This is a genomic window from Paucidesulfovibrio longus DSM 6739, from assembly GCF_000420485.1.
Classification (GTDB): domain Bacteria; phylum Desulfobacterota; class Desulfovibrionia; order Desulfovibrionales; family Desulfovibrionaceae; genus Paucidesulfovibrio; species Paucidesulfovibrio longus.
On record NZ_ATVA01000017.1, the window covers coordinates 177,079 to 200,740 of the forward strand.

Annotated in this window: 23 protein-coding genes; 12 read left to right on the forward strand and 11 right to left on the reverse strand. The window is 66.1% G+C overall.

Annotation, left to right across the window (positions count from 1 at the left end; translation table 11 throughout):
- Nucleotides 1-59 precede the first annotated feature (59 nt).
- A complete protein-coding gene (locus tag G452_RS19850) occupies nt 60-464 on the forward strand; it encodes a hypothetical protein (RefSeq protein ID WP_022663122.1) in 405 nt (134 codons plus the stop codon).
- Between the two features lie 277 nt (nt 465-741).
- Here the strand turns inward: G452_RS19850 and G452_RS0115235 are convergent, their stop codons facing one another.
- The 3 genes from G452_RS0115235 to G452_RS0115245 all read right to left on the reverse strand — a co-directional run bounded on the left by G452_RS0115235 (nt 742) and on the right by G452_RS0115245 (nt 3,459).
- Entirely contained in the window at nt 742-1,251 is a 510-nt protein-coding gene (locus tag G452_RS0115235; RefSeq protein ID WP_027189315.1) for a PocR ligand-binding domain-containing protein, read from the reverse strand.
- A gap of 124 nt (nt 1,252-1,375) precedes the next feature.
- Nucleotides 1,376-2,770: a HAMP domain-containing sensor histidine kinase gene (locus G452_RS19855; protein ID WP_022663124.1), complete on the reverse strand. Its 1,395-nt coding sequence runs from the start codon at nt 2,768-2,770 to the stop codon at nt 1,376-1,378.
- A gap of 2 nt (nt 2,771-2,772) precedes the next feature.
- A complete protein-coding gene (locus G452_RS0115245) occupies nt 2,773-3,459 on the reverse strand; it encodes a response regulator (protein WP_022663125.1) in 687 nt (228 codons plus the stop codon).
- Between the two features lie 273 nt (nt 3,460-3,732).
- On the opposite strand from G452_RS0115245, the gene G452_RS0115250 reads away from it, so the two are divergent.
- Together G452_RS0115250 and G452_RS0115255 are read left to right on the forward strand one after the other, a co-directional pair.
- Complete coding sequence (locus G452_RS0115250; RefSeq protein ID WP_022663126.1) at nt 3,733-3,939, forward strand: hypothetical protein; 207 nt, start codon at nt 3,733-3,735, stop codon at nt 3,937-3,939.
- A gap of 340 nt (nt 3,940-4,279) precedes the next feature.
- Nucleotides 4,280-5,161, forward strand: a complete 882-nt coding sequence (locus G452_RS0115255; RefSeq protein WP_022663127.1) for a PHP domain-containing protein — start codon at nt 4,280-4,282, stop codon at nt 5,159-5,161.
- 89 nt (nt 5,162-5,250) lie between these two features.
- On the opposite strand, the gene G452_RS19860 is transcribed toward G452_RS0115255, so the two are convergent.
- From G452_RS19860 to G452_RS0115290, 7 genes are all read right to left on the reverse strand, one after another.
- A complete protein-coding gene (locus G452_RS19860) occupies nt 5,251-5,934 on the reverse strand; it encodes a 16S rRNA (guanine(527)-N(7))-methyltransferase RsmG (protein ID WP_022663128.1) in 684 nt (227 codons plus the stop codon).
- Nucleotides 5,935-5,937: 3 nt separating this feature from the next.
- Nucleotides 5,938-7,260 carry a DNA repair protein RadA gene (gene radA / locus G452_RS0115265; RefSeq protein WP_022663129.1) on the reverse strand — a complete coding sequence of 441 codons (1,323 nt, stop codon included), beginning with the start codon at nt 7,258-7,260 and terminating at the stop codon, nt 5,938-5,940.
- 166 nt (nt 7,261-7,426) lie between these two features.
- Nucleotides 7,427-8,692, reverse strand: a complete 1,266-nt coding sequence (locus G452_RS0115270; RefSeq protein WP_022663130.1) for a DUF3426 domain-containing protein — start codon at nt 8,690-8,692, stop codon at nt 7,427-7,429.
- An 11-nt stretch (nt 8,693-8,703) separates the two neighbouring features.
- Nucleotides 8,704-9,240, reverse strand: a complete 537-nt coding sequence (gene hpt, locus G452_RS0115275) for a hypoxanthine phosphoribosyltransferase (RefSeq protein WP_022663131.1) — start codon at nt 9,238-9,240, stop codon at nt 8,704-8,706.
- A 43-nt stretch (nt 9,241-9,283) separates the two neighbouring features.
- Entirely contained in the window at nt 9,284-9,757 is a 474-nt protein-coding gene (locus G452_RS0115280; protein ID WP_022663132.1) for an N-acetyltransferase, read from the reverse strand.
- Nucleotides 9,758-10,303, reverse strand: coding sequence for a TlpA disulfide reductase family protein (locus G452_RS0115285; protein WP_022663133.1), 546 nt, complete (start codon nt 10,301-10,303; stop codon nt 9,758-9,760).
- Nucleotides 10,304-10,465: 162 nt separating this feature from the next.
- Nucleotides 10,466-12,892 carry a homocysteine S-methyltransferase family protein gene (locus G452_RS0115290; protein ID WP_022663134.1) on the reverse strand — a complete coding sequence of 809 codons (2,427 nt, stop codon included), beginning with the start codon at nt 12,890-12,892 and terminating at the stop codon, nt 10,466-10,468.
- A gap of 323 nt (nt 12,893-13,215) precedes the next feature.
- Here G452_RS0115290 and G452_RS0115295 point away from each other — a divergent pair, with 323 nt between their 5' ends.
- The 8 genes from G452_RS0115295 (at nt 13,216) to glpX (ending at nt 22,026) form a co-directional block, all read left to right on the forward strand.
- Nucleotides 13,216-14,256 (forward strand): sigma-70 family RNA polymerase sigma factor, encoded by a 1,041-nt coding sequence (locus tag G452_RS0115295; protein WP_040368752.1) that lies wholly within the window; start codon nt 13,216-13,218, stop codon nt 14,254-14,256.
- Nucleotides 14,249-15,004 (forward strand): hypothetical protein, encoded by a 756-nt coding sequence (locus tag G452_RS0115300; protein WP_022663136.1) that lies wholly within the window; start codon nt 14,249-14,251, stop codon nt 15,002-15,004. The genes G452_RS0115295 and G452_RS0115300 overlap by 8 nt, the downstream gene beginning before the upstream one ends.
- 48 nt (nt 15,005-15,052) lie before the next feature.
- On the forward strand, nt 15,053-16,849 hold the full coding sequence (locus G452_RS19865; protein ID WP_022663137.1) for a tetratricopeptide repeat protein: 1,797 nt from the start codon (nt 15,053-15,055) through the stop codon (nt 16,847-16,849).
- Nucleotides 16,846-17,820: a hypothetical protein gene (locus tag G452_RS0115310; protein ID WP_022663138.1), complete on the forward strand. Its 975-nt coding sequence runs from the start codon at nt 16,846-16,848 to the stop codon at nt 17,818-17,820. Before G452_RS19865 ends, G452_RS0115310 begins: the two co-directional genes overlap by 4 nt.
- A 16-nt stretch (nt 17,821-17,836) precedes the next feature.
- Nucleotides 17,837-18,151, forward strand: coding sequence for a hypothetical protein (locus G452_RS19870; protein WP_022663139.1), 315 nt, complete (start codon nt 17,837-17,839; stop codon nt 18,149-18,151).
- 44 nt (nt 18,152-18,195) lie between these two features.
- A complete protein-coding gene (rpiB, locus tag G452_RS0115320; RefSeq protein WP_022663140.1) occupies nt 18,196-18,630 on the forward strand; it encodes a ribose 5-phosphate isomerase B in 435 nt (144 codons plus the stop codon).
- A 25-nt stretch (nt 18,631-18,655) separates the two neighbouring features.
- Nucleotides 18,656-20,650: a transketolase gene (tkt, locus tag G452_RS0115325; protein ID WP_022663141.1), complete on the forward strand. Its 1,995-nt coding sequence runs from the start codon at nt 18,656-18,658 to the stop codon at nt 20,648-20,650.
- 392 nt (nt 20,651-21,042) lie between these two features.
- Entirely contained in the window at nt 21,043-22,026 is a 984-nt protein-coding gene (glpX, locus tag G452_RS0115330) for a class II fructose-bisphosphatase (RefSeq protein WP_022663142.1), read from the forward strand.
- Nucleotides 22,027-22,118: 92 nt separating this feature from the next.
- Here the strand turns inward: glpX and G452_RS0115335 are convergent, their stop codons facing one another.
- Nucleotides 22,119-22,634 (reverse strand): chemotaxis protein CheW, encoded by a 516-nt coding sequence (locus G452_RS0115335; protein WP_022663143.1) that lies wholly within the window; start codon nt 22,632-22,634, stop codon nt 22,119-22,121.
- A 107-nt stretch (nt 22,635-22,741) separates the two neighbouring features.
- On the opposite strand from G452_RS0115335, the gene G452_RS0115340 reads away from it, so the two are divergent.
- Nucleotides 22,742-23,662 carry a TIGR01777 family oxidoreductase gene (locus tag G452_RS0115340; RefSeq protein ID WP_022663144.1) on the forward strand — a complete coding sequence of 307 codons (921 nt, stop codon included), beginning with the start codon at nt 22,742-22,744 and terminating at the stop codon, nt 23,660-23,662.

Here is a 23,662-nt window from a genome sequence, read left to right on the forward strand (position 1 = left end):
GCGCCTGCTCCCGGCGGGAATGCGGCGCCCGAACAACAACATACGCACGAGGAGCAAGCATGAACGTCATTCCCACCCTGATCATCGCGGTCGGCCTGTACAACGCCCTGGCATTTCTCATGCCCGACAGCCTGACATCGCCGCTGCTGACCCTGCCGCTGCTCTCCGGGCAGGCCCTCGCCGTGAACGCGGGTGAACTCATCATCTGCCTGGCCGTGCTCCTGCTCTTCGTGGAAATCGTCAAGGCCACCCGCACCGGCGGCGCCACGGCCATCGACCACGCCCTGTCCCTGCTGCTCTTCGTGGGCTGCCTGATCGAATTTCTGGCCGTGCCCCAGACCGGCACCGCCGTGTTCATGATCATCACCCTCATGACCCTGCTCGACGTCATCGCCGGATTCACCATCAGCCTGAGCACCGCCCGCCGCGACCTCATGGTCGGCGGCTCCGGCGGCGGACTCTAAAGAGATATAAGAGAAAGAAGCCTCCGGCGGCTCAGGGGCCCGCGGCCCCTGAGAACCCCTTTCTGCACGAAGCCCCCGGCCGCGCTTGCGCGGCCGGGGGCTTCGTGCGCGCATTGCCGTTGCCGCTCGATAAACAGAACGAACCTCGACAATGGAGAAATTGGGCACGCGTGTGCGGAAGCGCGCGCAAGTCCGCAGGCGTTGCGCAGGGGAAAGGTCTTTGGAGGGATCCGGGGGGAACCCTTTCTGCAGAAAGGGTTCCCCCCGGTGAAATCTGCTAATCCTGAACCGGGTCGGCGCCGAGTTCCACGAGACGCTTCTTGAGGAAGGCCACGATTTCGTCCGCGCGTTCCGGGGTGAGCACGGGCGCGGTGGCCGCGAGCTTTTCGACCTCGTCCTCGTCCATGTCCAGGGACTTGGACACGAGGAAGGTTTCCACTTCGCTGTCCTGCATGAGCGCTCCGCAGCCGCCCGCGCAGCCGAGGTATTCCCCGTTCTTGAGCACGGGCACGGCCACCTTGGTCAGGCAGGCGTCGCATTCGTCGATGAGGGGCTTGCGGGCCTCGGTGCAGAACTGGCTGAAGTGCCGCCCGGCCACGGCGCAGATGGCGGAAAGTCCCTTGGGATCGCCCTTGATGCGCGGGCAGAGCTGGTTGCACCAGTTGGCATAGGACGTGACGCGCATGCCGTCCGCGCCGTTCACGGCGGCGTTCAGGCCGTATTTGTCATGAAGTTCGCGCTCCAGCGCTTCCCATGCTTCTATCGGGGCGAGATCGGTAATCGTCATGCGCAGCTCCTGCATTCGGGGTGGACATTTCATCTTTCGCTGTTGCGTACTCCTGTTCGCCCCGGCTTGCAAGAGCTTGAGATAGCACGCGAAGATCGCAACACCTTGAAATGCGGAAGAATGATCAGGCCAGCGGAAGAGTGAAGACGAAGGCGGTTCCTTCGAGGTGTCCTGCGGGGGGGCTTTCCACGTGGATGACCCCGCCGTGGTTGTGGACGATGTGGCGGGTGATGGCCAGGCCCAGGCCGGTGCTGCCGTATTCGTTGCGGCGGTGCTTTTCCACGCTGTAGAAGCGCTCGAAGATGCGCGGCTGGTCCTTCTTGGGGATGCCCGGCCCGAAGTCGCGCACCGTGAATTCCAGAAAGCCTTCCAGGGTCCGGGAGCGCACGAGCACGGGCCGGGCTTCCGGCCCGAACTTGACGGCGTTTTCCAGCAGGTTGCGGAACACCTGGGTGAGCTGGTCCTCGTCCGCGAGCACGCGCGGCAGGCAGCCCGGCATCTCGTCCTGAAGGGTGATGCGCCTGGCTCCGGCCATGACCTGGATGGATTCCCAGGCGCGGCCCAGGGATACGCGCGGATCCATGGGCACGCCGCGCACGCCGCCCGGCACGGAGCCGTCCGCCTCCAGCCGGGCCAGGGAAAGCAGGTCGCCGATCATCTTGCTCATGTGGTCGGCGTTGCGCAGGATCACGCGCAGAAATTTCACGGCCATGTCCGGCGGCGGGGCCATGTCGCCGAGCAGGGTTTCCGCATAGCCCTTGATGGAGGTCAGAGGGGTGCGCAGCTCGTGGGACACGTTGGCCGCGAAGTCGCGGCGCACGGATTCCAGGCGCTTGATCTCGCTGACGTCGTGGAACACGGCGATGGCTCCGAGCCCGGCCGCCTCGCTGGCGCGGAGCACGTTGACCTCGTAGATGCGGCGCTCGTCGAGCACCAGGAGCAGCGAGGAGATTCCATCGTCCTGCCCGGCGATGACCTTTCCGCAGGCGTCGAGCAGTTCCGGGCTGGGCAGGACTTCCAGCGGGGAGCGGCCCAGGCGCTCGCCGCAGCCCGGCAGGATGCGCTCCATGGCGCGGTTGACGCGCTGGATGCGGCAGCGGGAGTCGAGCACCATCACGCCTTCGCGCATGCCGTTGAGCACGGCGCGGATTTCCTCTTTCTGGCTGGTCACGGCGTGGACGCTGCGGGCCACGCTTTCGGCCATGCCGTCGATGGCCGTGGCCAGGGCGGCGAGTTCCCCTCCGGCGCGGCGATCCACCCGGCGCGCATAGTTCCCGCGGCCCACGGCGTCCACGGTTTCGATCATGGACGCGACCGAACGCCCGGCCCGGCCAAGGAGGAAGGAAAACCCGGAGAGCCCCGCGACGAAGCTCATGCCGAGCACGAGCAGTTCCAGGTTCAGGCTGGACGCGCCGCCGCTCGCCTCGCGCAGGGCCAGAAGCCCGGCCGAGGCGGCCAGGGGCAGGCTCCAGAACAGCAGCAGAGCGGTCCGCAGGGAAAAACCGGAGGAGCGGGACAAGTTCAGCTCCGGAAACGGTAGCCCACGCCCCGGATCGTCTCGATCCAGTCGGCGTAGGGGCCGAGCTTCTGGCGCAGCCGCCGGATGTGCGTATCCACGGTGCGGGAGTAGCCCTCGAAATGGGTGTCCCAGACGGTGTCCAGCAGGTGGTCGCGGGTCTGAACCTTGCCCTTGCCCATGATCAGCTCGGAAAGAAGCTTGAACTCCGTGGCCGTGAGCTGGGCGTTCTCGCCGTCCACCTCGATGCTGTGGGCCTCGAAATCGACCTTGAGCCCTTCGCGTTCCCAGGCCTTGACCTTGTCCTCGCCGTCCGCCGGAGTGCGGCGCATCACGGCCTTGATCCGCAGGATCAGCTCGCGCGGGGAGAACGGCTTGACCACGTAGTCGTCCGCGCCCAGCTCCAGGCCGACGATGCGGTCCACCTCCTCGCCCTTGGCCGTGAGCATGATCACGGGCAGGCCGGACGTGTCCGGGTTCTTCTTCAGCTTGCGGCAAATCTCCAGGCCGTCCATTCCCGGAAGCATCAGGTCCAGAAGCACCAGGTCGGGCTGGAAAGAGCGCACGATCTCGAGTCCCTGGTGGCCGTCCGCAACGGCGCGCACCTCGAAGCCGGAGGCCTTGAGATTGTATTCGAGCAGCTCGCGGGTATCCTCATGGTCTTCCACGACCAGAATCTTCTTGTCGGGCACGTCGTATCTCCTTGCTGGGGCGTCGGCGTTACAGTTTGCGGATATACCCGCTTGCGGCCCTTGCGGAAAGCCTTTCCTGTTACATTATTGTGAATACTCGCTTGCGGCAAGGCTTTACGGAACCGGTCCGCCGAAAACAGGTGAACACGCCGCAATCATTGCGGTTAAAAAAAAATGCTGCGTCTCAGGTAAAGCATCGCGCCCGGCGGACCGATAAGATGGGCAACTCCGGATCATCAACCAGAAACGGATCGCCGGACAGAGGACAACAACGTGTACTACCAGGGATTCGAAAAGAAATTCCCGTCCGGAACAAAGTACTGGACGGCCTACGATGACCAGCTCATCGGGCTGCTCTTCTCCAAGATCATCAATCGGAGCATCGGTCCGGCCACGAATGAACAGGACGTCGTGCAGGAGGCGGTCAACAATCTCTTCGACCTCTGCCTGTACATCAACAAGGATTTTCATCAGTGCTGACAAAACCTTGAGCCGCAAGGCAAAACGGGTTCCCTTTCACGAAAGGGGCGGCCGGATCAGGGAGGGGAGTCCCTGGACAGGGCCGCCCTTTTTGTTTTCCGGCGTCTTTTCGCGCCGGAAGGGAGACGTGTCGGCATCCGCTTGACAGCCCGCCGGAGCGGGTGCATCCTTACCCCCGCCGTTTCACCGTCCCCAGGCCCTGCCCACGGCTCTGCGCCGCGCGGAAAAAGTGGGTTTTCTTTTTTTCGGAAGGCGAATCGGCGCAAGCCTCGGCCTTTCTTCCCGCCCAGGAGCGGGCAGGCCCGGACGAACCACGACGTCAGGAGCGCAACGGGACGAAATGCTTACATTCGACCTGCACTACCATACCAACATCCATCAAATGCCCGGCATGCAGCGCCGCTTCCGGCTGAGGACCATCAGCCGGACCCTGGCCGACAGCGGGCTGGATTTCCTCGCCTCCACGGAGCATTCCTACAAGAAGCCCCTGGACGCCTATCTGTATCTCGCGGACGCCGCTGCGGGCGGGCACACGCGGATCATTCCCGGCGTGGAAACCGTGACCTGCGAGGGCATCGACCTGATTTTCCTCTTCCGCGACGAGGAGCAAATGCGCCTGGCCGGGCGCGACATCGTCAGCTTCAAGCGCTCGGTGCGCGACGTCAAGCAGATCGCCCAGGCCACGGGCGCCATTTCCATCATCCCGCACCCCTTTCACATCTGCCGCTCCGCCGCCGGAAACGCGCTTTCCCGCCGCGCCTATTCCCAGCTCCTGCGCAGCTGCGACTACGTCGAAATCCACAACGGCTCGGCCCTGACCATGGACAAGCGGCTTTCCACGAGCCGGACCCTGCCGCTCTTCCGCAAGACAGCGGACAAGCTGCGCCGGACCATCGACCTGCCCATGAAGGACCGGGGCAAGGGTCTGGGCTGGGCCGTGGGCTCGGACGCCCACTATCCCGGCGAGCAATTCATCGTGGGCCGCACGGACGCCCCCATGCTCAAGGGCGAGCACGTGCATGATTTCCTGAAACGGCGCATCCGCTTCCAGACCCATGAGCTGCTCAAGCCGGCCACGGACAACTCCGTGAACAACTACCGCCTGCTGCGCAGCCTCCAGAGCGCCCTCAAGGAAGGCGCGCGCAAGGAGCTGATCAAGGCCAGGGCGCGCGCCGCCCTCGTGGCCTCGGCCATGGTCTGTTCCGGCCTCTCGTCCGGCTGATCGCGCGGCCCAAGGCTGTCGCGGCCCAAGGCTGTCGCGGCCAAATGCTGTCGCGGCCACGTCCATGCCGTAGCCTCGAAGAAAATCCCTCAGTTTTCCGAACGCCTGCGCAAGGCCCAGAACCAGCGCTGCGAGGACGTTCCTCCGGAACGGACCTCATACGCCTCGGACTCTTGCGCCTCCCAGCCTTCCGGCAGCGCCTCCGGGGCGGGCTCGTTGGCCAGGACCACGACCCGGCCCTGCGGCGCGAGCATGGACCGCACGAACGGCAGCAGCTGCGGCCAGGGCATGAAGGCCCTGCTGAGCACCAGATCGGCCAGGGGAGCCTCTCCGTCGGGCCTTGCCGCAACTTTGGCCACGTGCGCCAGGGCGTCCTCGGCCCGGCCCTGATAGACCAGGGTGCGGGCCAGCCCCATGCGGCCCGCGGCCAGGCGCATGAACACGCAGCGCTTCTCGCGCACCTCCACGAGATGATACTCGCCCCGATCCCAGCAGCAGCGCAGGGGAATGCCCGGCAGGCCCGCGCCCGCGCCCAGGTCGAGGCAGAGCGGGGCTTGGGGCAGGCCCAGGCGTTCCAGAAACGGCGCAAGACGCAGGCTGTCGATGAGCAGCGTCTCGAAGATGGTCCGGGCGTCGCGCGGGCCCACGAGGTTCGTCTTGCGGTTCCAGTGCACGAGCAGGTCGAGATAGAGCGCGAGGCGTTCCTTCGCACCCGAATCAAGGTGCAGGTCGAGGCTTTGCAAAGCAGATTCCAGATCAAACCCGGCGGACATGCCTTATCCTTTTCCAAAGAGTCGTTGTTGCAGATCGGCCAGGGTCCGGCAGGACTCGGCCTCGAACACGGGATTGTGTCCCAGGCGTCCGGCCTGCTTGAGCCGCGTGTCGCGCCCGGAAACGGGCCGCACCTGCCCGTTGAGGTCCACCTCGCCCCAGAAGATGGCCCCGTCCGGCAGGGCGCGGTCATAGTAGGACGAGAGCACCGCCGCCACCACGCCCAGGTCCAGGCCGGGGTCGCGCATGGCCAGGCCGCCGGAAATCTTGGCGTAGATGTCGTATTGCGACAGGTTCAGGCGCAGGCGTTTTTCCAGCACCGCCAGCAGCAGGTGCAGCCGGTTGGTGTCGAAGCCCAGGGCCGTGCGCCGGGGAATGGAGAGGAACGTCTTCGAGGCCAGGGCCTGGACCTCCACGGCAAAGGGGCGCTGCCCCTCCACGGCCATGACCAGGGCCGAGCCGGACAGCGCGGCCTCGCGGCTGCCCAGGAACATGGTCGAGGGGTCGTCCACGATCTCCAGGCCCAGTTCCTTCATCACGAAGACCACCAGCTCGTCGCTGGGTCCGTAGCGGTTCTTGAGCACGCGCAGGATGCGCGAAAAGTGGCTGCGGTCGCCCTCCAGGTAGAGCACGGTGTCCACCATGTGCTCCAGGAGCTTCGGCCCCGCGATCTGGCCGTCCTTGGTCACGTGGCCCACGAGGATCAGCGTGGTGCTGCTCTTCTTGGCCGCCTCCACCAGCTCGGCGGACACGGCCCGCACCTGGCTCACGCTGCCGGGAATGCCGTCGGCATTGGGCGAGGAAATGGTCTGCACGGAATCCACGATGAGCAGTTCGGGCGGCTCCGGGCCTTCGAGCACGGCCAGCCCGTCCTCCACGCGGTTCGAGGCCATGGCCAGCAGGCCGGGCCCGAGCAAGCCCAGGCGCTGGGCGCGGCTCTTGAGCTGGGGCAGGCTTTCCTCGCCGGAGAGGTAGACCGACTTGGCGCCCAGCGCGGCCTGCCGTCCTGCGAGCTGGAGCAGGAGCGTGGACTTGCCGATGCCGGGTTCGCCGCCCAGGAGCACCGCGCCGCCCGGAGTCAGCCCCTTGCCCAGCACCTGATCCAGGGCGGGAAAGCCCGTGGTGCGGCCTTCGAGGCTGTCTTCCGGGAGATCCTCCAGCGGACGCGGTCCCGCGCCTGATTCGGAAGTGCGCCCGGCGCGGGCCTTGCCCTGGGCCACGGACACGGCCTCCAGGGTGTTCCAGGCCTTGCAGGAAGGGCACTGGCCCTGCCAGCGCGGGGATTGCCCTCCGCAGGACGCGCAGCGAAACACTTCCTTGGTCTTCATGTCCACTCTCCGGATGTTGAAGGCTGATGGCCGATCGACCGCAAGGCCGACCAGGAGCCAATGCGCCGCGACGAAGCGGAACCCGCCCCGCACGGACGACAAAAGGGCGCGACCGCTCGCGCCCTCCTGCAAATCAAAAAAGGCCCCGACGAGCGGGGCCTTATTCTTAACGTTTCGGGTCGCGGGCGTCCACGATCTCGATCTGGTATTCCTTGACGTTCTTGGGCGGGTCGAAGAAGACCACCATGAACGGCGTGGTCTGGTCCGGCTTGATGAAGGAATTGTTGGCGTAGATGCCCGCCGAGGAGTTCAGGCTCTCCTCGATCTCCTCCTTGGTCTGGACCTGGAGCTGGAGCAGGGAGAGCGTGTTGCCGCACATCTGCTCCTGGGTGGCGAGCACGTTGCCCTGCTCGTCGAAGAGGGTCACGAGCACCTTGATGCGCTCCTTGGCCTCCTGGAACTTGTTCAGGGCCTTGCCCTCGACCACGAAAAGCGGCCCGGCGTGCTCGTTGGTGATCACGTACTGGCGGAAATCCACGGGCTGGATGTTCTTGATCCGCTCGGCGGGCAGCTCGCCCGGCTCGGGCTGCTGCGGCTCGTCCGGTCCGAGCACGAAGGGAACCTTGAAGGGCAGCTCGGTGCCGAGCTGGACGCCCATGGTCTGCATGGAGTCCGGCAGGGACCACATGCCGAAATTGAAGGTCACGATGGCTCCGGCCGCGCCCAGAAGCAGCAGCAGGATGAGGTAGAGCAGGAACTTGCCGAATCCCCCGCCCTTGCGCTTGGGCTCCAGATCGAGGTCGTCTCCGGAAAGGGAGTGGAAGAGGTCGCTGCGCGCCTCGTCGTCGTACTCTTCCTCTTCGGAATCGTCGGCCACGAGGTCCGGCGCGGCGTTCTCGTCTTCGAGATCCTCGTCCGCCAGCCCGAAATCGTCGTCGGGCGCTCCGGAAAGCACGTCGTCCTCGGAATCGTCGTCGAGGTTGAAGCTGCCGAACCCGCCATCCGTTTCGGCGGATTCCTTCTCGTCCTCGTCCGCGTCCGCGAATCCGGCGAAGAGGTCGTCCCCGGCCTCGTCGTCGTCCAGGTTCAGGTCGCCTTCCGCGCCTCCGGCCGGAGCTTCGGCGGCGAAGTCCTCGTCGAAGTCGCCTCCGAAGTCGTCCCCGCCGTCCGCGACAGCCTCCTCAAAGGCCTTGTCGAAATCCGAGTCCGGCTCCGGAACGGGCGCGGCGGCCTTGGGCGGTTTCTGGGCCTTGGGCGGCGTGGGCGCCTGCACCATGTCGTCCGTGAGGATTTCCGTCTCCTCTTCGGGCGGCGGCGGAGTCACGCGGAAGACGTGCTCGCACTTGGCGCACTTCACTTTCAGCCCCTTGGCCGTAATCTTTCCGTCAGGAAGATTATATTTCGTCTCACAGCTGGGACAGGCGACGATCATGGCAGTCTCTCTTAGGCGCGCTCGGGGCGCACCAGCTCGTAGATAGCGTCAAGCTCCCGGTATCGCTCGGCATAATCCATACCGTAGCCCACCAGAAAACCCGCACCGGTCAGGTTGAACCCGGCGAAATCGACTTCGATGTCGATTTCACGCCTTTCCCGTTTATCAACAAGTGCGCAAACTTTCAAACTCAACGGCTCGCTTTTCGCAAACACGTGCCGAAGAAATTCAACGGAATTTCCGGTGTCCACGATGTCCTCGACGATGAGCACGTGCTTGCCCTCGATGGGCACCTCGAGATCCTTGGAAAAACGCATTTCCTTGCCCCGGCTGGTGCCCGACCCGTAGCTGGCGAGGCGCACGAAATCGTGCTCGCACTCGGTCTTCATGGCCCGCGCCAGGTCGGCGAAGAAAAGAAAGGCGCCCTTGAGCACGCAGACCAGCACCAGCGGCTCGTTGCCGTAGGATGCGCTGATCTCGCGGCCCAGCTCCCGGACGCGGTCGTGAATGGTCGCGGCATCGACCAGGGGATGCAGTTCATGACTCATATCATCGTTTCCTCAACGCGGACGCGGGGCCGCTCCGTCGCGGCTAGAGCCGCATCATCATGGCGGTCTCGTCGCAGTCCGGGAATTTGGGACAGTTCAGACAATCGGACCAGACCTTCTGCGGCAGCACGTCCTTGGGCACCTCGCGGAAGCCCAGGTGCGCGAAGAAGTCCGGCGTGTTCGAGAGCACGAACACCTTGTAGAGCCCAAGCGTGACGGCCTCGCTCAGGCAGGCCTCCACCAGATCGCGGCCCAGGCCCCGGCCGCGGAAGTCGCGGGTAATGACCAGGGAGCGTACCTCGGCCAGCTCCTCCCAGCAGATGGACAGGGCGCAGCAGCCCGCCAGCCGCCCGGTTTCCTTCTCCACGACCACGAAAAAATCACGCAGGAGCGTGTAGAGCTGGTTGAAGGAGCGCGGCAGGACCAGCCCTTCCTCCTCCGGATTGTCCAGCAGCATGGCGTGCATGGGCTTGACGTCGGAAATGCGCGCCTTGCGGATGACGAACGCGTTGTCCATCTATTTGGCCGCCGCCGCGCGCTTGATCAAAGCCGCGAGCATCTCTTTGGGGTAAAAGCCGGAGTCCTCGAAGGCGATCTCGCCCTTGGCGTCGTAGAGCAGAAGCTTGGGAATGTAAACGGTGCGCAGCTCGTCGCCCACGGCGGGCTCCACCAGCAGCACCGTGGCCCCGGGCTCGTATTCCTTGAAAAACCCGCGGACAAGGTTCTTGTCCATGTCCAGGTTGAGCAGCAGCACCTCCAGCTCGTCCGGGGGGAACTGGTCGGCCAGCTCCTCGAGCACGGGCATCTCCTGCACGCAGGCCGGGCAGTTCACGGACCAGAGGCAGACGAGCACGGCCTTGCCGCGTCCCGCGGCGATGCGCTCCTTGACCTCTTCCACGTTCAGGGGCTTCAGGCTGTCGCTCCAGTGGCCCCCGGTGGAGGCGGAAGCCTCTTCCCCGGACGAGGCCGAGCCTTCCGGCGAACCGGAGGAACAACCGGCCTGCAACGCCACCAGCAGCAGCGCCGCGACCAGCATGGATCCGAAAACGGATATTCTTTTCATGGATACCTCGTGAATCTTGGGCGCGGTTGTATCAGAAAGCTTCCGGCCCGAAAAGGACACAGTAAGGCCCCCGGCCCCATCAGGCAAGCCCGGACCGCGAGGCGCGGACATACACGCCTGCGCGCCGGGCCACAAGCGCGCGGCGCGCGGGCGGCCTTCCGCCTAGTTCATCAGGCGCTTGGCCAGCTTGACCGCGCTGACCGCGTCCGTGGAGAAGCCGTGCGCGCCGATGGCCTCGGCAAAGGCTTCCGTGACCACGGCCCCGCCGATCATCACGCGCACGTCGTCCAGGCCCTGCTCCTTCAGCAGCTTGATGGTGTCCTCCATGCGCACCATGGTGGTGGTCATCAGCGCGGAAAGTCCCACGAGCTTGGCCCCCTCGGCCCTGGCCGCCTCCACGATGCGCTCGGCAGGCACGTCCTTGCCCAGGTCCACGACCTCGAAGCCGTGGTTGCGCAGCATCAGGCAGACGATGTTCTTGCCGATGTCGTGGATGTCGCCCTCCACGGTGGCCATGACCACGCGGGGCTTGTCCTTGCCCGCGCCGTCCTTTTCCAGCAGCGGCTTGAGCAGCTTGAACGCGGTTTGAAGCGTTTCCGCGGACTGGATCAGCTGGGGCAGGAAGTATTCCTTGCGCTCATACTTTTCGCCCACCTCCATGATCGCCGGGATGAGCCGGCCGTCCACCAGGGAAAAAGGCTCCGCGCCCTTGTCCAGCTCGGCCTGCACCAGGGCGGTGATGCGGTTCAGCTCGCCCCGGACCACGGCCGCGTGCAGCGGGTCCGCGTCCGGCACGCTGCCCGCGCCGCCTCCGGCCGACCCGGCGGAGCCCGCTGCCGGAGCGCCGCCGCCCGCGGGCTTCCACTCGGCGTAGCCCGCGATGAAGCGCCCGGCCTGGGGGTCGCGGTTCAGCAGCACCTCGGACGCGGCCAGGGCCTCGCGCAGACGCGCCGAGCCGGGGTTGGCGATGAACGAGGCCAGCCCGGAACAGAGACACATGCCCAGGAAGGTGGAGTTGAGCAGCTCGCGCGCGGGCAGGCCGAAGGAGATGTTGGAAAGTCCCAGGGTCGTGGCCAGCCCCAGCTTTTCCGTGCAGTAGCGGATGGTCTCCAGGGTGGCGCGGGCCGCTTCCGGCTTGGAGGAAACCGTCAGGGCTAGGCCGTCCACAACGGCGAGGCGGCGCGGCACGCCCAGGGACTCGGCCTCGTCGAGCATCTCCTCGATGATGGCGATGCGCTCGGCAGCGGTCACGGGGAGCTTGCGGCCCTTGATGGGCAGCAGGATGAACGGTGCGCCGAACCGGGCGCAGAGCGGTCCCAGCTCGGCCATGCGGCCCGGATCGCCGCTGATGGAGTTGACCAGGGGCGAGCCCGGATAGCTCCAGAGCGCCTCGGCCACGGCCGCCGGGTTGGAGGAGTCGATGCACAGGGGCGTGGTGAAGCGGCCCACCAGGGTCTTGACCAGTCCGGGCAGGGTCACGGTCTCGTCCACCATGGCCGCGCCCACGTTCACGTCCAGCACGGGCGCGCCCAGCTCGATCTGCTCCGAGGCGAGGCGCAGGGCCTCGTCCTGGAGCCCCTGCTGCAACTCGGCGATGAGCTGCTGCTTGCCCGTGGGGTTGATGCGCTCGCCGATGAGCACTGCGGGGTGGCCGCCGCCCAGGGGCACGCCCGCCCCGCGCGAGGTCAGGACCACGGCGCGGTCCTCCGGCTCCGGGCGGTTCCAGGCGCGGCCCGCGCAGCGCGAATGCAGCGCGCGGATGTGGTCCGGCCCGGTGCCGCAGCAGCCCCCGGCGAACTTGGCGCCCAGCTCGAAGAAGCGCGCGGACTGCTCGGCAAAGACGTCCGGCCCCAGGCGGAACACGGTCTTGCCGTCCGCGTCCAGCTCGGGCAGGCCCGCGTTGGCCGCGACGTAGAGCGGGGTGGAAAGCCGCCGCAGCATGGACTCGACCACGCCCGCGAGCTGTTCCGGCCCGGCCGAACAGTTGGTGGCCACGAGGTCCGCGCCCATGTTCTGCATGGTGTCGATGAAGTGCAGGGGGGCGGTGCCGGTGAGGCTGTTGGCCCCCTCGAAGGTCATGGACACGCCCACGGGCAGGTCGCAGACCTCGCGGGCCGCGATGACCACGGCGCGCGCCTCGGCCAGATCGAAATGCGTTTCGCCGAGAATCAGGTCGGCCCCGCCGTCCACGCAGCCCTTGATCTGCTGCTTGAAGACCTCCACCAGCTCACGGAAGGTCAGCTCGCCCAGCGGCTCGCAGAAATGCCCGGTGGGTCCGATGCTGGCGGCCACGAAGGCGTTGTCCCCGGCGGCCTTCCGGGCCAGGGCGCACATGGCCCGGTTCAGCTCGTAGGCGTCGGCGTCCAGGCCGAGCTTGAGCCGCGAGCCGCCGAAGGTGTTCGTGGTCAGGATTTCGGCTCCGGCGGCGAGATAATCGCGATGCACCTGGAGCACCGGGTCGGGAGTCTTCAGGCCGAACAGCTCCGGCGACATGCCTGCGGGCAGCCCGCGCTGCTGGAGCAGCGTTCCGTAGCCGCCGTCGAAGAAATGCACCTTGTCGTCGTTGAGAAGCTTGCGAAAGTCCGGCATCTGAATCTCCCGGCGGCGGTTGCCGCCTCACCCGGTTCCGGTCCTGGTCCGGGGCTTGGTCGGCGCGGGCGTGCGAGGCCCGCGCATGATTGTCGCGTGCGTTTCCTGCGTTCCTATATCAAGACATCTCAATATAGGCAACGTTGAATTGGCCCGACTGGCACGCGGCGCGAATTCCGGGTAGGGTACCATTCCGGCGGCCTCCCTGCCGCCTCCGGACCGACCGAGCAAGGCGCTCCGGAAGGCCTCGGAGGGCACAGGTTGAAAAACATACCCGAAAGGTATACCGTGTGCATTTGACCGCCATTGAACACCACACGGCGATGCTTTCGCCGGAAGAACATCCAGACATGAAACCGGACACCACTTCCCAGCCGGATGTCGACCAGGCGTCGGTGAATAAAGCCGAAGCCGGAGACGCCAAGATTGCCAGCAGCGAAAAGCCCGACAAGGCCGAAGGCTTCATGCTGCCCGCCCTCAAGGACAAGCGCTCCGGCCAGGTGGTGCCCAGCGACCCGCTCCAGCTCTACCTGCGCGAGATTTCGCGCTTCCCCATGCTCAAGCCGGAAGAGGAGCAGGAGCTGGCCCAGCGCGTGCGCGAAAACGGCGACCAGGACGCGGCCTTCCGCCTCGTTTCCTCCCACCTGCGCCTCGTGGTCAAGATCGCCATGGAATTCCAGCGCCGCTGGATGCAGAACGTGCTCGACCTGATCCAGGAGGGCAACGTGGGCCTGATGAAGGCCGTGAACAAGTTCGACCCGGACAAGGGCATCAAGTTTTCCTATTACGCGGCCTTCTGGATCAAGGCGTACATCCTCAAGTACATCATGGACAACTGGCGCATGGTCAAGATCGGGACCACCCAGACCCAGCGCAAGCTCTTCTACAACCTGAACAAGGAACGGCAGCGGCTGCTCTCGCTCGGGTTCAACCCGACCACGGAGGCCCTTTCCGAATCCCTGAACGTCAGCGAGTCCGAGATCGTGGAGATGGACCAGCGCCTTTCGCGCGGCGACATGTCCCTGGACATGCCCATGAGCGACGACACGGACTCCACCCGGCTCGACTTTCTGCCCTCCCTGGCCCCCGGCGTGGAGGAAACCCTTTCCGACAATCAGATTTCCTCCATCCTGCTCAAGAATCTCAAGGCCATCGAGCACGATCTCAACGACAAGGAACTGGCCATTCTCAACGAGCGCCTGCTTTCGGACTCCCCCGTGACCCTGCGGGAGATCGGCGAGCGCTTCGGGGTCACGCGGGAGCGCGTGCGCCAGATCGAGGCGAGGCTGCTGCAGAAGATCCGGCAGCATCTGGAAGAAACGGTGGACGATTTTTCCGTGGAGTGGATCAACAAAGATGAATGACAAGCTCATTGCCCTGAAGAAACAGTCCTGCAGGCTGGCCCGCCAGCACAACCTGCCCTCCTTCTACAGCGACTTCGCCGAGGAGGCCGACTTCTCTTCCGACCTGTTCTTCAACAACCAGGCCCTGCTCAAGCTCCAGGAAGACTCCGTCGCCTTCTTCTACGACGACTACATGTTCGGCATCGAGCATTCCAAGCGCCTGGCCCAGGACGCCTGCACCATCCTGCTGGCCTGGGACAACGGCCTGACCAGCCAGGCCTCCCGGCGCACCGGGCTGCTGGCCCAGGTCGCGGCCATGATCCGCGACATCGAATGCTCCGACGGCGAATCCGACCGCAGCCAGGGCTCGGCCCTGTCCCTGCTGGACGGCTGCCCGCTCTCCCCGGAGGAAAAGCGGCTCGTGACCCGCGCCTGCACCTGCCGCACCCGCCCGGACCCGGCGGAGATGCCCGAAGGCAGCGAGCTGCGCGCCCTGAGCTTCAGCCTGCACGACGCCTACTGGTTCCGCTTCGGGCCGGACATCTTCTCCACCGTCATGTGGATCTACTGCGACTACACCACCCTGAGCCTGCCCGAACTGGTGGACCAGTTCGAAAAGGGCGTGGACGCCGCGCGCTACGCCTCGGACGGATTCCTCACCGAGCCGGGCAGGAAGTACGGCCCGGAGATCCTTCAGGCCGGAGTGGAGCAGGGCGAGCTCATGCTCAAGCTGCTGCGCGAGGCCGCGGGCATGGAAGAGGGACGCTGACACGGCCTCCGGACCACACCAACAACGCATCCACACGGAGCGCACCGCATGAGCATTTTCGCAGCCCGAAAGAACATTTCCGCAGACCGCGACTCCGGGAGATGCCGCACGGGCGCGCTCCTGGCTGGCCTGATCTGCCTCGCCTGCCTGGCCGTCCTGGCCGGGTGCGCCGCGCATCCCTCGACGCGGACCGCGCCCCCGGCCTCCGTCCCCCTGAGCCCGGAAGCCCAGCGCACCTACGACTACCTGCTCTTCCAGGATCAGCGCTCCGCGCTGGAGCGGCTCGCCCGGCTCGGACAGGACATGACCGAGGAGCAGTACGCCGAGGCCATGGAGATCCAGAAGCGCGCGGCCCAGGCCGCGGACCGGCTCCTCGCCGAGCAGCCTTCCCCGGAACTCTACGGCGAAAAGGCCTCCCTCTATTTCAATTCGGACCAGCTCTCCGAAGCCCGCTCCATCCTGGACGCGGGACTGGCCAAGTTTCCCAACGACCGCGACCTCGTGAGCATGCTCGCCAGCGCCTACCTGCTGGAAGGCAACACCAAGAGCGCGGCCCTGCTCCTGGAAGCATACCTCTACAGCGCGCCCGAAGACCACGAAATGCGCAAGCGCCTCGCCGGGGTGCTCATCGACTCCCAGGATTTCGCCAAGGGGCTCGACCAGATCAACATCATCCCCAAAAAGGAGCGGGACAAGGTCGCCCTCTACCTCCAGGCCAGGGCCGAGTCCCGCCTGGGCAAGCGCCGGCAGGCGCTGGCGACCCTGGACCAGACCCTCAAGCTCGACCCGGACTACTATGAAGCCTGGGCCGAGGTGGCCTACCTGCGCGAGCTGGAAAACGACCTGCCCGGCGCGATCAAGGCGTACAAGCGCCTGCTCGACCTGGGCGGCCCGGAAGAAGAGATCCGCATCCGGCTCGTGACCCTGCTGCTCAAACTGAACAGCGTGGACCAGGCGCTCAAGGTCGCCATGGAAGGCCCCACGGAGAAATCCTACCTTCTCTCGGCCTCCAGCGCCTTCCTCAATCAGGGCTTCCCGGCCCAGGCATCGGCCGTGCTGGACACCCTGGGCGGGTTCGACCCCGTGCCCACGGAATACTTCTTCTACAAGGCCGTGATCGCCTTCGAGGCGGAGGAGGACGTGGAAAAGGCCCTGGAATACCTGGACCAGGTGCCCACGGACGACGACCGCTACGACGAGGCCCTGGAATTCCGCATCCAGATCCTGCACGGCCTGGAACGGCCCGAAGACGTGCTCAAGCTCATCCGCGAGGGCCAGGCCAAGTTTCCGGACAAGCTCGGATTCTACCAGATGGAATCCGAGTACTGGCTCAGCCGCGAAGACGAGCAGCAGGCCCTGGGCGCGCTGGAGCGCGGGCTGGCCCGCAGGCCGGACAACCCGGACCTGCTCTACCGCTACGGAGCGCTGCTCGACCGTACGGGCCAGCGGGAAAAGGGTCTGCAGATCATGGAGCGGATCATCAAGAGCGACCCGCAGCACGCGGACGCCCTGAACTACATCGGCTACACCCTGGCCGAGGAGGGCCGCGACCTCCAGCGCGCCCTGGTGCTCGTCGAAAACGCCCTGCTCCAGGAGCCGGACAACGGCTACATCATCGACTCCCTGGCCTGGGTGCACCTCAAGTCCGGCCATCTGGACAAGGCCTGGGAGCAGATTCAGCGCGCCGTGCGCGAGGTGCCCAAGGATCCCACCATCTGGGAGCACTACGGGGACATCGCCAAGGCCCTCGGCAAGAAGGTCTCCGCCCTGGAAGGCTACCGCAAGGCCATCCAGTACGGATCGGAAGAGGTTGACCGCATCAAGGACAAGATTAAGTCTTTATGATCGACGCGCCCCGTTCCCGCCCGGCCGCCCTGCTCGCCTGGGCCGCGCTTTTCTGCGTCCTGTCCGGCCTTCTGGGCGGCTGCGCCAAGAGGCCCCTGCCCGACTACGGCTTCGCGCCGCAGACCTGGAACGTCTTCAACGCGCACTACCGGGTTCGCCCGCAGGCTCCGGCCTTCGCGGTCTCCACCAGCCTGGCCTGGAGCTCGGGCAAGAAGAGCGCGCGCATCCTCATCGATCTCTGGGGCGCCTTTTCCCACGCGGACATGCCCGACGGCGGCGCGGGCAGCGGCGCGATCATCCGCATGGATGCCTGGTCCAACCTGGGCGGCAGCCTCTGCAACCTGCGCGAGGGCACGGATGGCCTGGCCGCGCTCTACCCGGACCAGCTCAAGGCCTACACCCACTCCGACCCGGTCATCGGCGCGCGCCTGCTCGGCCTGCCCTTTCCCTTTTCCCTGGCCGACTTCGCGGCCCTGCTCTACGGCGACTTCACGGACCTCGTGCCCGAACGCTACGACGCGGTGGAAGCCCTGCCCAAGGGCGGCTATCGCTACACCTTCCGCACGGGCCGGGTGCGCAGCCTGAGCCTGGACAAGGCGGCCCGGCCCCTGGCCATGTCCGGCCAGACCAGCGTGCCGGAGGAATACCGCGAAAAGCTCGGCGGCCTCTGGAGCATTGATTTTTCCAACTATCCGGACAGCGCCGCGCCCGCTCCCGCAGACCCGGCCCAGCCGGAAAAGGCCCGCGCGCCCATGGCCGAACGCCTTTTCCTGACCCTTCCGGGCGACAACCGCGGCAGCTTGCGCATCCAGTCGCGAGAGCTTAAACTTGACGAATGGCCGGACAAGGCCATGACCCTGAACCTGCCCGAAGGGGTCGAGGTCCGCGCCCTGGACGGCGCGCCCAGAGACTGGACCACCGGGCGGCCCGAAGGCGAAGAGCCGATGCCGGGCGACAATGACCAACCATAGCCGAATCGGAGCGAAGATGTCCGAAACGACCCAGGAAAATACCTCCCGAACCAGCTACCCCATTCCCGGTCCCGAACCGGGGCTGATCGAAAATTTCCTGCTGGGACTGCGCGTTGTCTGGCGCGAGAGCGGGAAGGCGCTCTCCGGCCTGCTGCACCGCTACGAGCGGCGCGCGCTTGCCAAGCGGCTCGATGAAGAGTACTGCCGCCTGGGCCGCATCCAGGCCGGGCACGACGCCGAAACCAGCCGGGCGCTGGTCATGGGCCAGATCGGCCTGCTCCGGGACGAAATCGACGCCCTGGACCAGGAACGCAAGAACCAGGCCGCCTGACGGCCAAAGACCCCAGGGCGCGCCCGCGCCGAAAGAGGGAAGACATGTCCAAAAACGTGATCATCGGCTGCGACCACGGCGGATTGGCGCTCAAGGAAACCCTGAAGCCCTTCATCGAAAAGATGGGCTGGAGCGTGACCGACCTCGGAACCCACACCACGGACAGCTGCGACTACCCGCTCATCGCCAAGGCGGTCTGCGACGCCGTGCTCAAGGACGAGGGCTCCCTCGGCATCCTCATCTGCGGCACGGGACTCGGCATGTCCATGACCGCGAACCGCATTCCCGGCATCCGCGCGGCGGTCTGCACCAACGAATACATGGCCCGCATGGCCCGCGCCCACAACGACGCCAATGTGCTCTGCCTCGGCGAGCGCACCACCGGCCCCGGCCTGGCCCAGGAGATCACCCAGGTCTACCTGAGCGCCGAGTTCGAAGGCGGACGCCACCTGCGCCGCATCAATCTGATCGAAAACTAACCATATATTTCAAAGGAATACGCGCATGTCCCAGGATACGCTCAAAAACGGCCAGCTCGTGGTCAACACGGTCAAGGGCCTCGTCATGGACGGCACCCGCAAGGCCAATTCCGGCCACCCCGGCGGGGCCATGTCCTCGGCGGACTTCGCCACCACGCTCTTCAAGGATTTCCTGAACTACGATCCCGAAGATCCGACCTGGTTCAACCGCGACCGCTTCGTGCTCTCCGCGGGCCACGAGTCCATGCTGCTCTACTCCCTGCTCCACCTCCAGGGCCTGCTGCCCCTGGAAGAGCTGGAGCGGTTCCGCCAGTGGGGCTCCAAGACCCCGGGCCACCCGGAAGTCCACCTGACCCCCGGCGTCGAAGCCACGGCCGGACCGCTCGGCCAGGGCTTTTCCCAGTCCGTGGGCATGGCCGCGGCCGAGGCCTTCCTGAACGAGACCCTGGGCGCGGACGTGGTGGACCACTTCACCTACGTGCTCGTCTCGGACGGCGACATCCAGGAGCCCGTGTCCCTGGGCTCGGCCATCCTGGCCGGACGCTGGGGCCTGGGCAAGCTCATCGCCTTCTACGACTCCAACAAGGTCCAGATCGCCGGAGCCTGCTCCCGCGTGGACTGCACCAACTACGTCCAGGCGTTCGAGTCCTTCGGCTGGCATGTCCAGGAAGTGGACGGACACGACCGCGAAGCCATCGCCGAGGCCCTCAAGCGCGCCCAGATGGAAGCCACCCGGCCCAGCATCATCATCGGCCACACCATCATGGCCCAAGGCTCGGCCGGACGCGAAGGCGACCATGAAACCCACGGCTCGCCCCTGCCCCCGGAGGAAATCGCCGCCACCAAGTCCAAGATGGGCCTGGATCCCGAACAATTTTTCCAGGTGCCGGCCGCTGCCCTGGCCGAGTTCCGCGCCCGCTTCGACGGCCTGCGCGCCAACGCGGACGAGTGGAAGGCCAACCTCAAGGCCAAGCTCGCGGACAAGGACTTCGCCGCCAAGTGGAACCTCTTCACCGGCCCGCGCTCCGCGCTCCAGGTGGAGATGCCCTCCTTCGCGCCCGGCGAGAAGGTCGCCACCCGCAAGGCCTGGGGAGCCTGCCTGAACCAGATCATGGACCAGCTGCCCCAGCTCGTGGGCGGCTCCGCGGACCTCGACCCCTCCAACCAGACCGTGAAGTTCCGCGACCACGTGGGCTGTTTCGGCGTGGACGGGTTCGGCAGCCGCAACCTCTCCTTCGGCGTGCGCGAGTTCCCCATGGCCGCCATCGTCAACGGCCTGGCCCTGCACGGCGGCGTGATCCCCTTCGGCGCGACCTTCCTGACCTTCTCCGACTACTGCCGCAACGCCATCCGCATGAGCGCGCTCCAGGAACTGCCCGCGCTCTACGTCTTCACCCACGACTCGTTCTACCTCGGCGAGGACGGCCCCACGCACCAGCCCATCGAGCACCTCTCCTCCCTGCGGCTCATCCCGGACGTCATCGACCTGCGCCCGGCCGACGCCGTGGAAACCGCGCTCTGCCTGGATGTCGCCCTGCGCCAGGAAAAGCACCCCTGCTGCCTGTTCCTGACCCGCCAGGGCCTGCCCACCCTTGATCCCGCCGTGCACACCGGCATGGCCGAGGGCGTGAAAAAGGGCGGCTACGTGCTCGTGGACCCCGAAGGCGGCCCCGACGCCGTGGACATGGTCATCGTGGCCACCGGGTCCGAGGTTTCCCTGGCCATGGCCGCGGCCAAGCAGCTGCCCCAGCACAAGATCCGCATCGTGAGCATGCCCTCGGTCACGCTCTTCGAGCGGCAGAGCAAGGAATACAAGGACAGCGTGCTGCTGCCCAAGGTCGCCAAGCGCGTGGCCGTGGAAGCCGGACGGCCCGAACTCTGGTACCGCTACGTGGGCATGGACGGCCTGATCAAGGGCATCGACCACTTCGGCCACTCCGCGCCCTACCAGAAGCTCGAAGAGGAATACGGCTTCACCCCGGACGCGCTGGCCAAGCTCATCCAGGAAAAATACTCCTAGCTTTCGGGAAGCAACCGGGGGAAAACCTTTCTGAAGAGAGGTTCTTCCCCCGGCCCCCCTTTCCAAAGACGTTCATCGGCGGAATGCCTTTCGGCATTCCGCTTTTGTTTTCCACGAGGAACAGTCCGCAGCCACCTCCCCGTCTCGCTTCCCTTTCCGCGCTTAAGCGCGGATGCGCAGCATCGGGCTTCGGCGCAAAATGGGAGCCCGGAGGGCCGCGGGCCTTCTGGCCGCCGGAGGCGAAACGCTTCCTCCCGATTGCGGCGCGATTGTCATCCGAAACGGTTTGGCATACGTAGGCAGGCAGATCGTTGCAATGTTGCAGCCCTTGAAACTTCGTCCGCGCCGAGCGCGGGCATACGATTTGGGAATTCTATTTCCTGGAGGATGACATGGAAGCTCCGTCCAAGAATCTGGCGATGGACCTGGTGCGCGTGACCGAGGCCGCGGCTCTGGCCGCAGGCCGCTGGCTGGGCCGAGGCGACAAGAATTCCGGCGATCAGGCCGCTGTGGACGCCATGCGTCTTTCGTTCAACAGCCTGGACATCGACGGCCGGATCGTCATCGGCGAGGGCGAGAAGGACGAAGCGCCCATGCTCTACAACGGCGAGCGCGTGGGCACGGGCGACGGCCCGGCCGTGGACGTGGCCGTGGACCCCGTGGAGGGCACGAATCTGCTGGCCACGGGCCGTCCCAACGCCATCGCCGTGGTGGGCGTGGCCCCGGCGGGCACCATGCTCGATCCCGGTCCCAGCTTCTACATGCAGAAGCTGGTGGTTCCGGCTCCGGCGCGCGCCGTGGTCGACATCGAGGCCCCGGTGGGCCACAACCTCAAGTCCATTGCCAAGGCGCTCGGCAAGGACGTGGACGACCTCGTGGTCTTCGTGCTGGACAAGCCGCGCCACAAGCCGCTCATCGCCGAGATCCGCGCGGCGGGCGCGCGCATCCAGCTGCATACGGACGGCGACGTGAACGGCGCGCTCATGGCCGTGAACCCGCGCGGCGACGTGGACGTGATGATCGGCACGGGCGGGACTCCCGAAGGCGTGCTGGCGGCCTGCGCCATCCGGGTCATGGGCGGCGAGATGTTCGCCCGTTTCGACCCGCAGCTGGAAGACGAGAAAAAGGCCATGGCCGAGGCCGGGTTCGACCTGACGCGGGTCTACACCGCCGCCGACCTGGTCAAAAGCGACGACGTGTTCTTCGCGGCCACGGGCCTTTCCGGCGGTTCGTTCCTGAAAGGCGTGCGCTACACGGGCACGGGCGCGCTGACCCACTCGCTGGTCATGCGCGGCCACACCGGCACGATCCGCTACATCGAGTCGGAACATTCCTGGGACAAGCTGATGCGCTTTTCCTCGGTGAAGTACGACTAGAGCGCCGAAGGATGCACGAAATGGAAAAGGCCCGGATGTCCGGGCCTTTTTCGTGTGCGCCGCGAGCCGCGCAGAGGACCGTGTCCGGGCCGCTAGGCGGCGGAACCGATCTTTTCCAGCTCCTCTTCGTAGAGCAGCTTGTCCACGTTGAGCAGGATCTTCACGTCGTCGCCGATCTTGCCCATGCCCTTGATGAAGCGGCTGCCCGAGCCCTTGGAAACCTGGGGCGGCGGGGAGACGTTCTTTTCGGGAATGTCCGCCACTTCGTTCACGGTGTCGACCACGAGGCCGATGGACGTTTCATTGATGCGCACCACGATGACGCAGGTGCGGTCATCGTAGTCGCGCGGCTCCATCTTGAAGCGCGTGCGCACGTCCATGACCGGGATGACCTGGCCGCGCAGGTTGATGACGCCCTTGACGAAGCCGGGCATGTCCGGAACTTCGGTGATCTTCTGGATGCCCACGATCTCGATGACGTAGCGGATATCCAGGCCGTAATCCTCGTTGCCGAGGTGGAAGGTGAGGTACTTGTCCTTTTGGGAATCGCCGTCCTCATCGTCCATGAAATCGTCTTCGATGACGTTGTTGAGCTTATCTTCCGACATCGTGCCCTCCCTGGAAAGGTGATTGCGATCGAACAGTATGATATAGGATCGGACCAGAGGGCGCAAGATATAGCGTCTGATGGTTCACCAATAATCATGGAGGCCTCATGCTGGTCATCATACTTGGCGGAACCGGGTTCATCGGCAGGGCGCTTTGCGCGGAGCTGCTCGGTGCGGGTCACGAGGTGGCAGTTGTCTCGCGCTCCCCGGCCAAGGTCCGGAGCGTGCTCGGCGAGGGCGTCCGCGCGCTGGAAGGCGGCGGCCCCGGCTCCTGGGCCGGGCTGCTCGGCCCGGAGACCGCCGTGGTCAACCTGGCCGGGGAGAACATCGCGGCGCGCTGGACCCCGGAACGCATGCGCCGGATCCTGGAGAGCCGGGTGCGCTCCGGAGAGGCCGTGGCCGCCGCCGTGGCCGAGGCCAAAGAGCGCCGCGCGACAGCGCCCGCCCTGGTGGTCCAGGGCTCGGCAGTGGGCTTTTACGGCCCGCAGCCCGGCGATCTCGTCCTGGACGAAGAGTCGCCTTCCGGAGGCGGCTTCCTGGCCGAGGTCTGCCGCAAGTGGGAGGCGGCCAGCCGACCCGTCGAGGAACTGGGCGTGCCGAGGGCCGTGGTGCGCACGGGCGTGGTGCTCGGTCCGGGCGGCGCCCTGGCCAAGATGGTTCCTCCGTTCCGGTTCTTCCTCGGCGGTCCCGTGGGCAGCGGGCGGCAGGTGCTTTCGTGGATTCACCTTGCGGACGAGGTGGGGGCCATCCGATACCTTATCGAAAACCGTCTCGGCGGCGTGTTCAATCTCACCTCGCCGCAGCCGGCCACATCCCGGGAGTTCGCCCGCGCCCTGGGCAGGGCTTTGCGCAGGCCCGCGCTGCTCCCTGTTCCGGGCTTCGCCCTGCGGCTGCTCTATGGGCGCATGGCCGACGAGGCGCTGCTCTCGGGCCAGCGCGCGCTGCCGAGCGCCCTGCTCCGGGCGGGGTACGAATTCCGCCGCCCGCAGCTGGACGCGGCCCTCGCGGACGCGGTGCAGGGCCTCTAG

Excerpts from the sequence above, each read along its gene's own strand:
- G452_RS19850 (WP_022663122.1), top strand. The coding sequence starts at position 60 with ATGAACGTCATTCCCACCCTGATCATCGCGGTCGGCCTGTACAACGCC.
- G452_RS0115235 (WP_027189315.1), bottom strand. The coding sequence starts at position 1,251 with ATGACGATTACCGATCTCGCCCCGATAGAAGCATGGGAAGCGCTGGAG.
- G452_RS0115255 (WP_022663127.1), top strand. The coding sequence starts at position 4,280 with ATGCTTACATTCGACCTGCACTACCATACCAACATCCATCAAATGCCC.
- G452_RS19860 (WP_022663128.1), bottom strand. The coding sequence starts at position 5,934 with ATGTCCGCCGGGTTTGATCTGGAATCTGCTTTGCAAAGCCTCGACCTG.
- radA (WP_022663129.1), bottom strand. The coding sequence starts at position 7,260 with ATGAAGACCAAGGAAGTGTTTCGCTGCGCGTCCTGCGGAGGGCAATCC.
- G452_RS0115270 (WP_022663130.1), bottom strand. The coding sequence starts at position 8,692 with ATGATCGTCGCCTGTCCCAGCTGTGAGACGAAATATAATCTTCCTGAC.
- hpt (WP_022663131.1), bottom strand. The coding sequence starts at position 9,240 with ATGAGTCATGAACTGCATCCCCTGGTCGATGCCGCGACCATTCACGAC.
- G452_RS0115280 (WP_022663132.1), bottom strand. The coding sequence starts at position 9,757 with ATGGACAACGCGTTCGTCATCCGCAAGGCGCGCATTTCCGACGTCAAG.
- G452_RS0115285 (WP_022663133.1), bottom strand. The coding sequence starts at position 10,303 with ATGAAAAGAATATCCGTTTTCGGATCCATGCTGGTCGCGGCGCTGCTG.
- G452_RS0115290 (WP_022663134.1), bottom strand. The coding sequence starts at position 12,892 with ATGCCGGACTTTCGCAAGCTTCTCAACGACGACAAGGTGCATTTCTTC.
- G452_RS0115295 (WP_040368752.1), top strand. The coding sequence starts at position 13,216 with ATGCTTTCGCCGGAAGAACATCCAGACATGAAACCGGACACCACTTCC.
- G452_RS0115300 (WP_022663136.1), top strand. The coding sequence starts at position 14,249 with ATGAATGACAAGCTCATTGCCCTGAAGAAACAGTCCTGCAGGCTGGCC.
- G452_RS19865 (WP_022663137.1), top strand. The coding sequence starts at position 15,053 with ATGAGCATTTTCGCAGCCCGAAAGAACATTTCCGCAGACCGCGACTCC.
- G452_RS0115310 (WP_022663138.1), top strand. The coding sequence starts at position 16,846 with ATGATCGACGCGCCCCGTTCCCGCCCGGCCGCCCTGCTCGCCTGGGCC.
- G452_RS19870 (WP_022663139.1), top strand. The coding sequence starts at position 17,837 with ATGTCCGAAACGACCCAGGAAAATACCTCCCGAACCAGCTACCCCATT.
- rpiB (WP_022663140.1), top strand. The coding sequence starts at position 18,196 with ATGTCCAAAAACGTGATCATCGGCTGCGACCACGGCGGATTGGCGCTC.
- tkt (WP_022663141.1), top strand. The coding sequence starts at position 18,656 with ATGTCCCAGGATACGCTCAAAAACGGCCAGCTCGTGGTCAACACGGTC.
- glpX (WP_022663142.1), top strand. The coding sequence starts at position 21,043 with ATGGAAGCTCCGTCCAAGAATCTGGCGATGGACCTGGTGCGCGTGACC.
- G452_RS0115335 (WP_022663143.1), bottom strand. The coding sequence starts at position 22,634 with ATGTCGGAAGATAAGCTCAACAACGTCATCGAAGACGATTTCATGGAC.
- G452_RS0115340 (WP_022663144.1), top strand. The coding sequence starts at position 22,742 with ATGCTGGTCATCATACTTGGCGGAACCGGGTTCATCGGCAGGGCGCTT.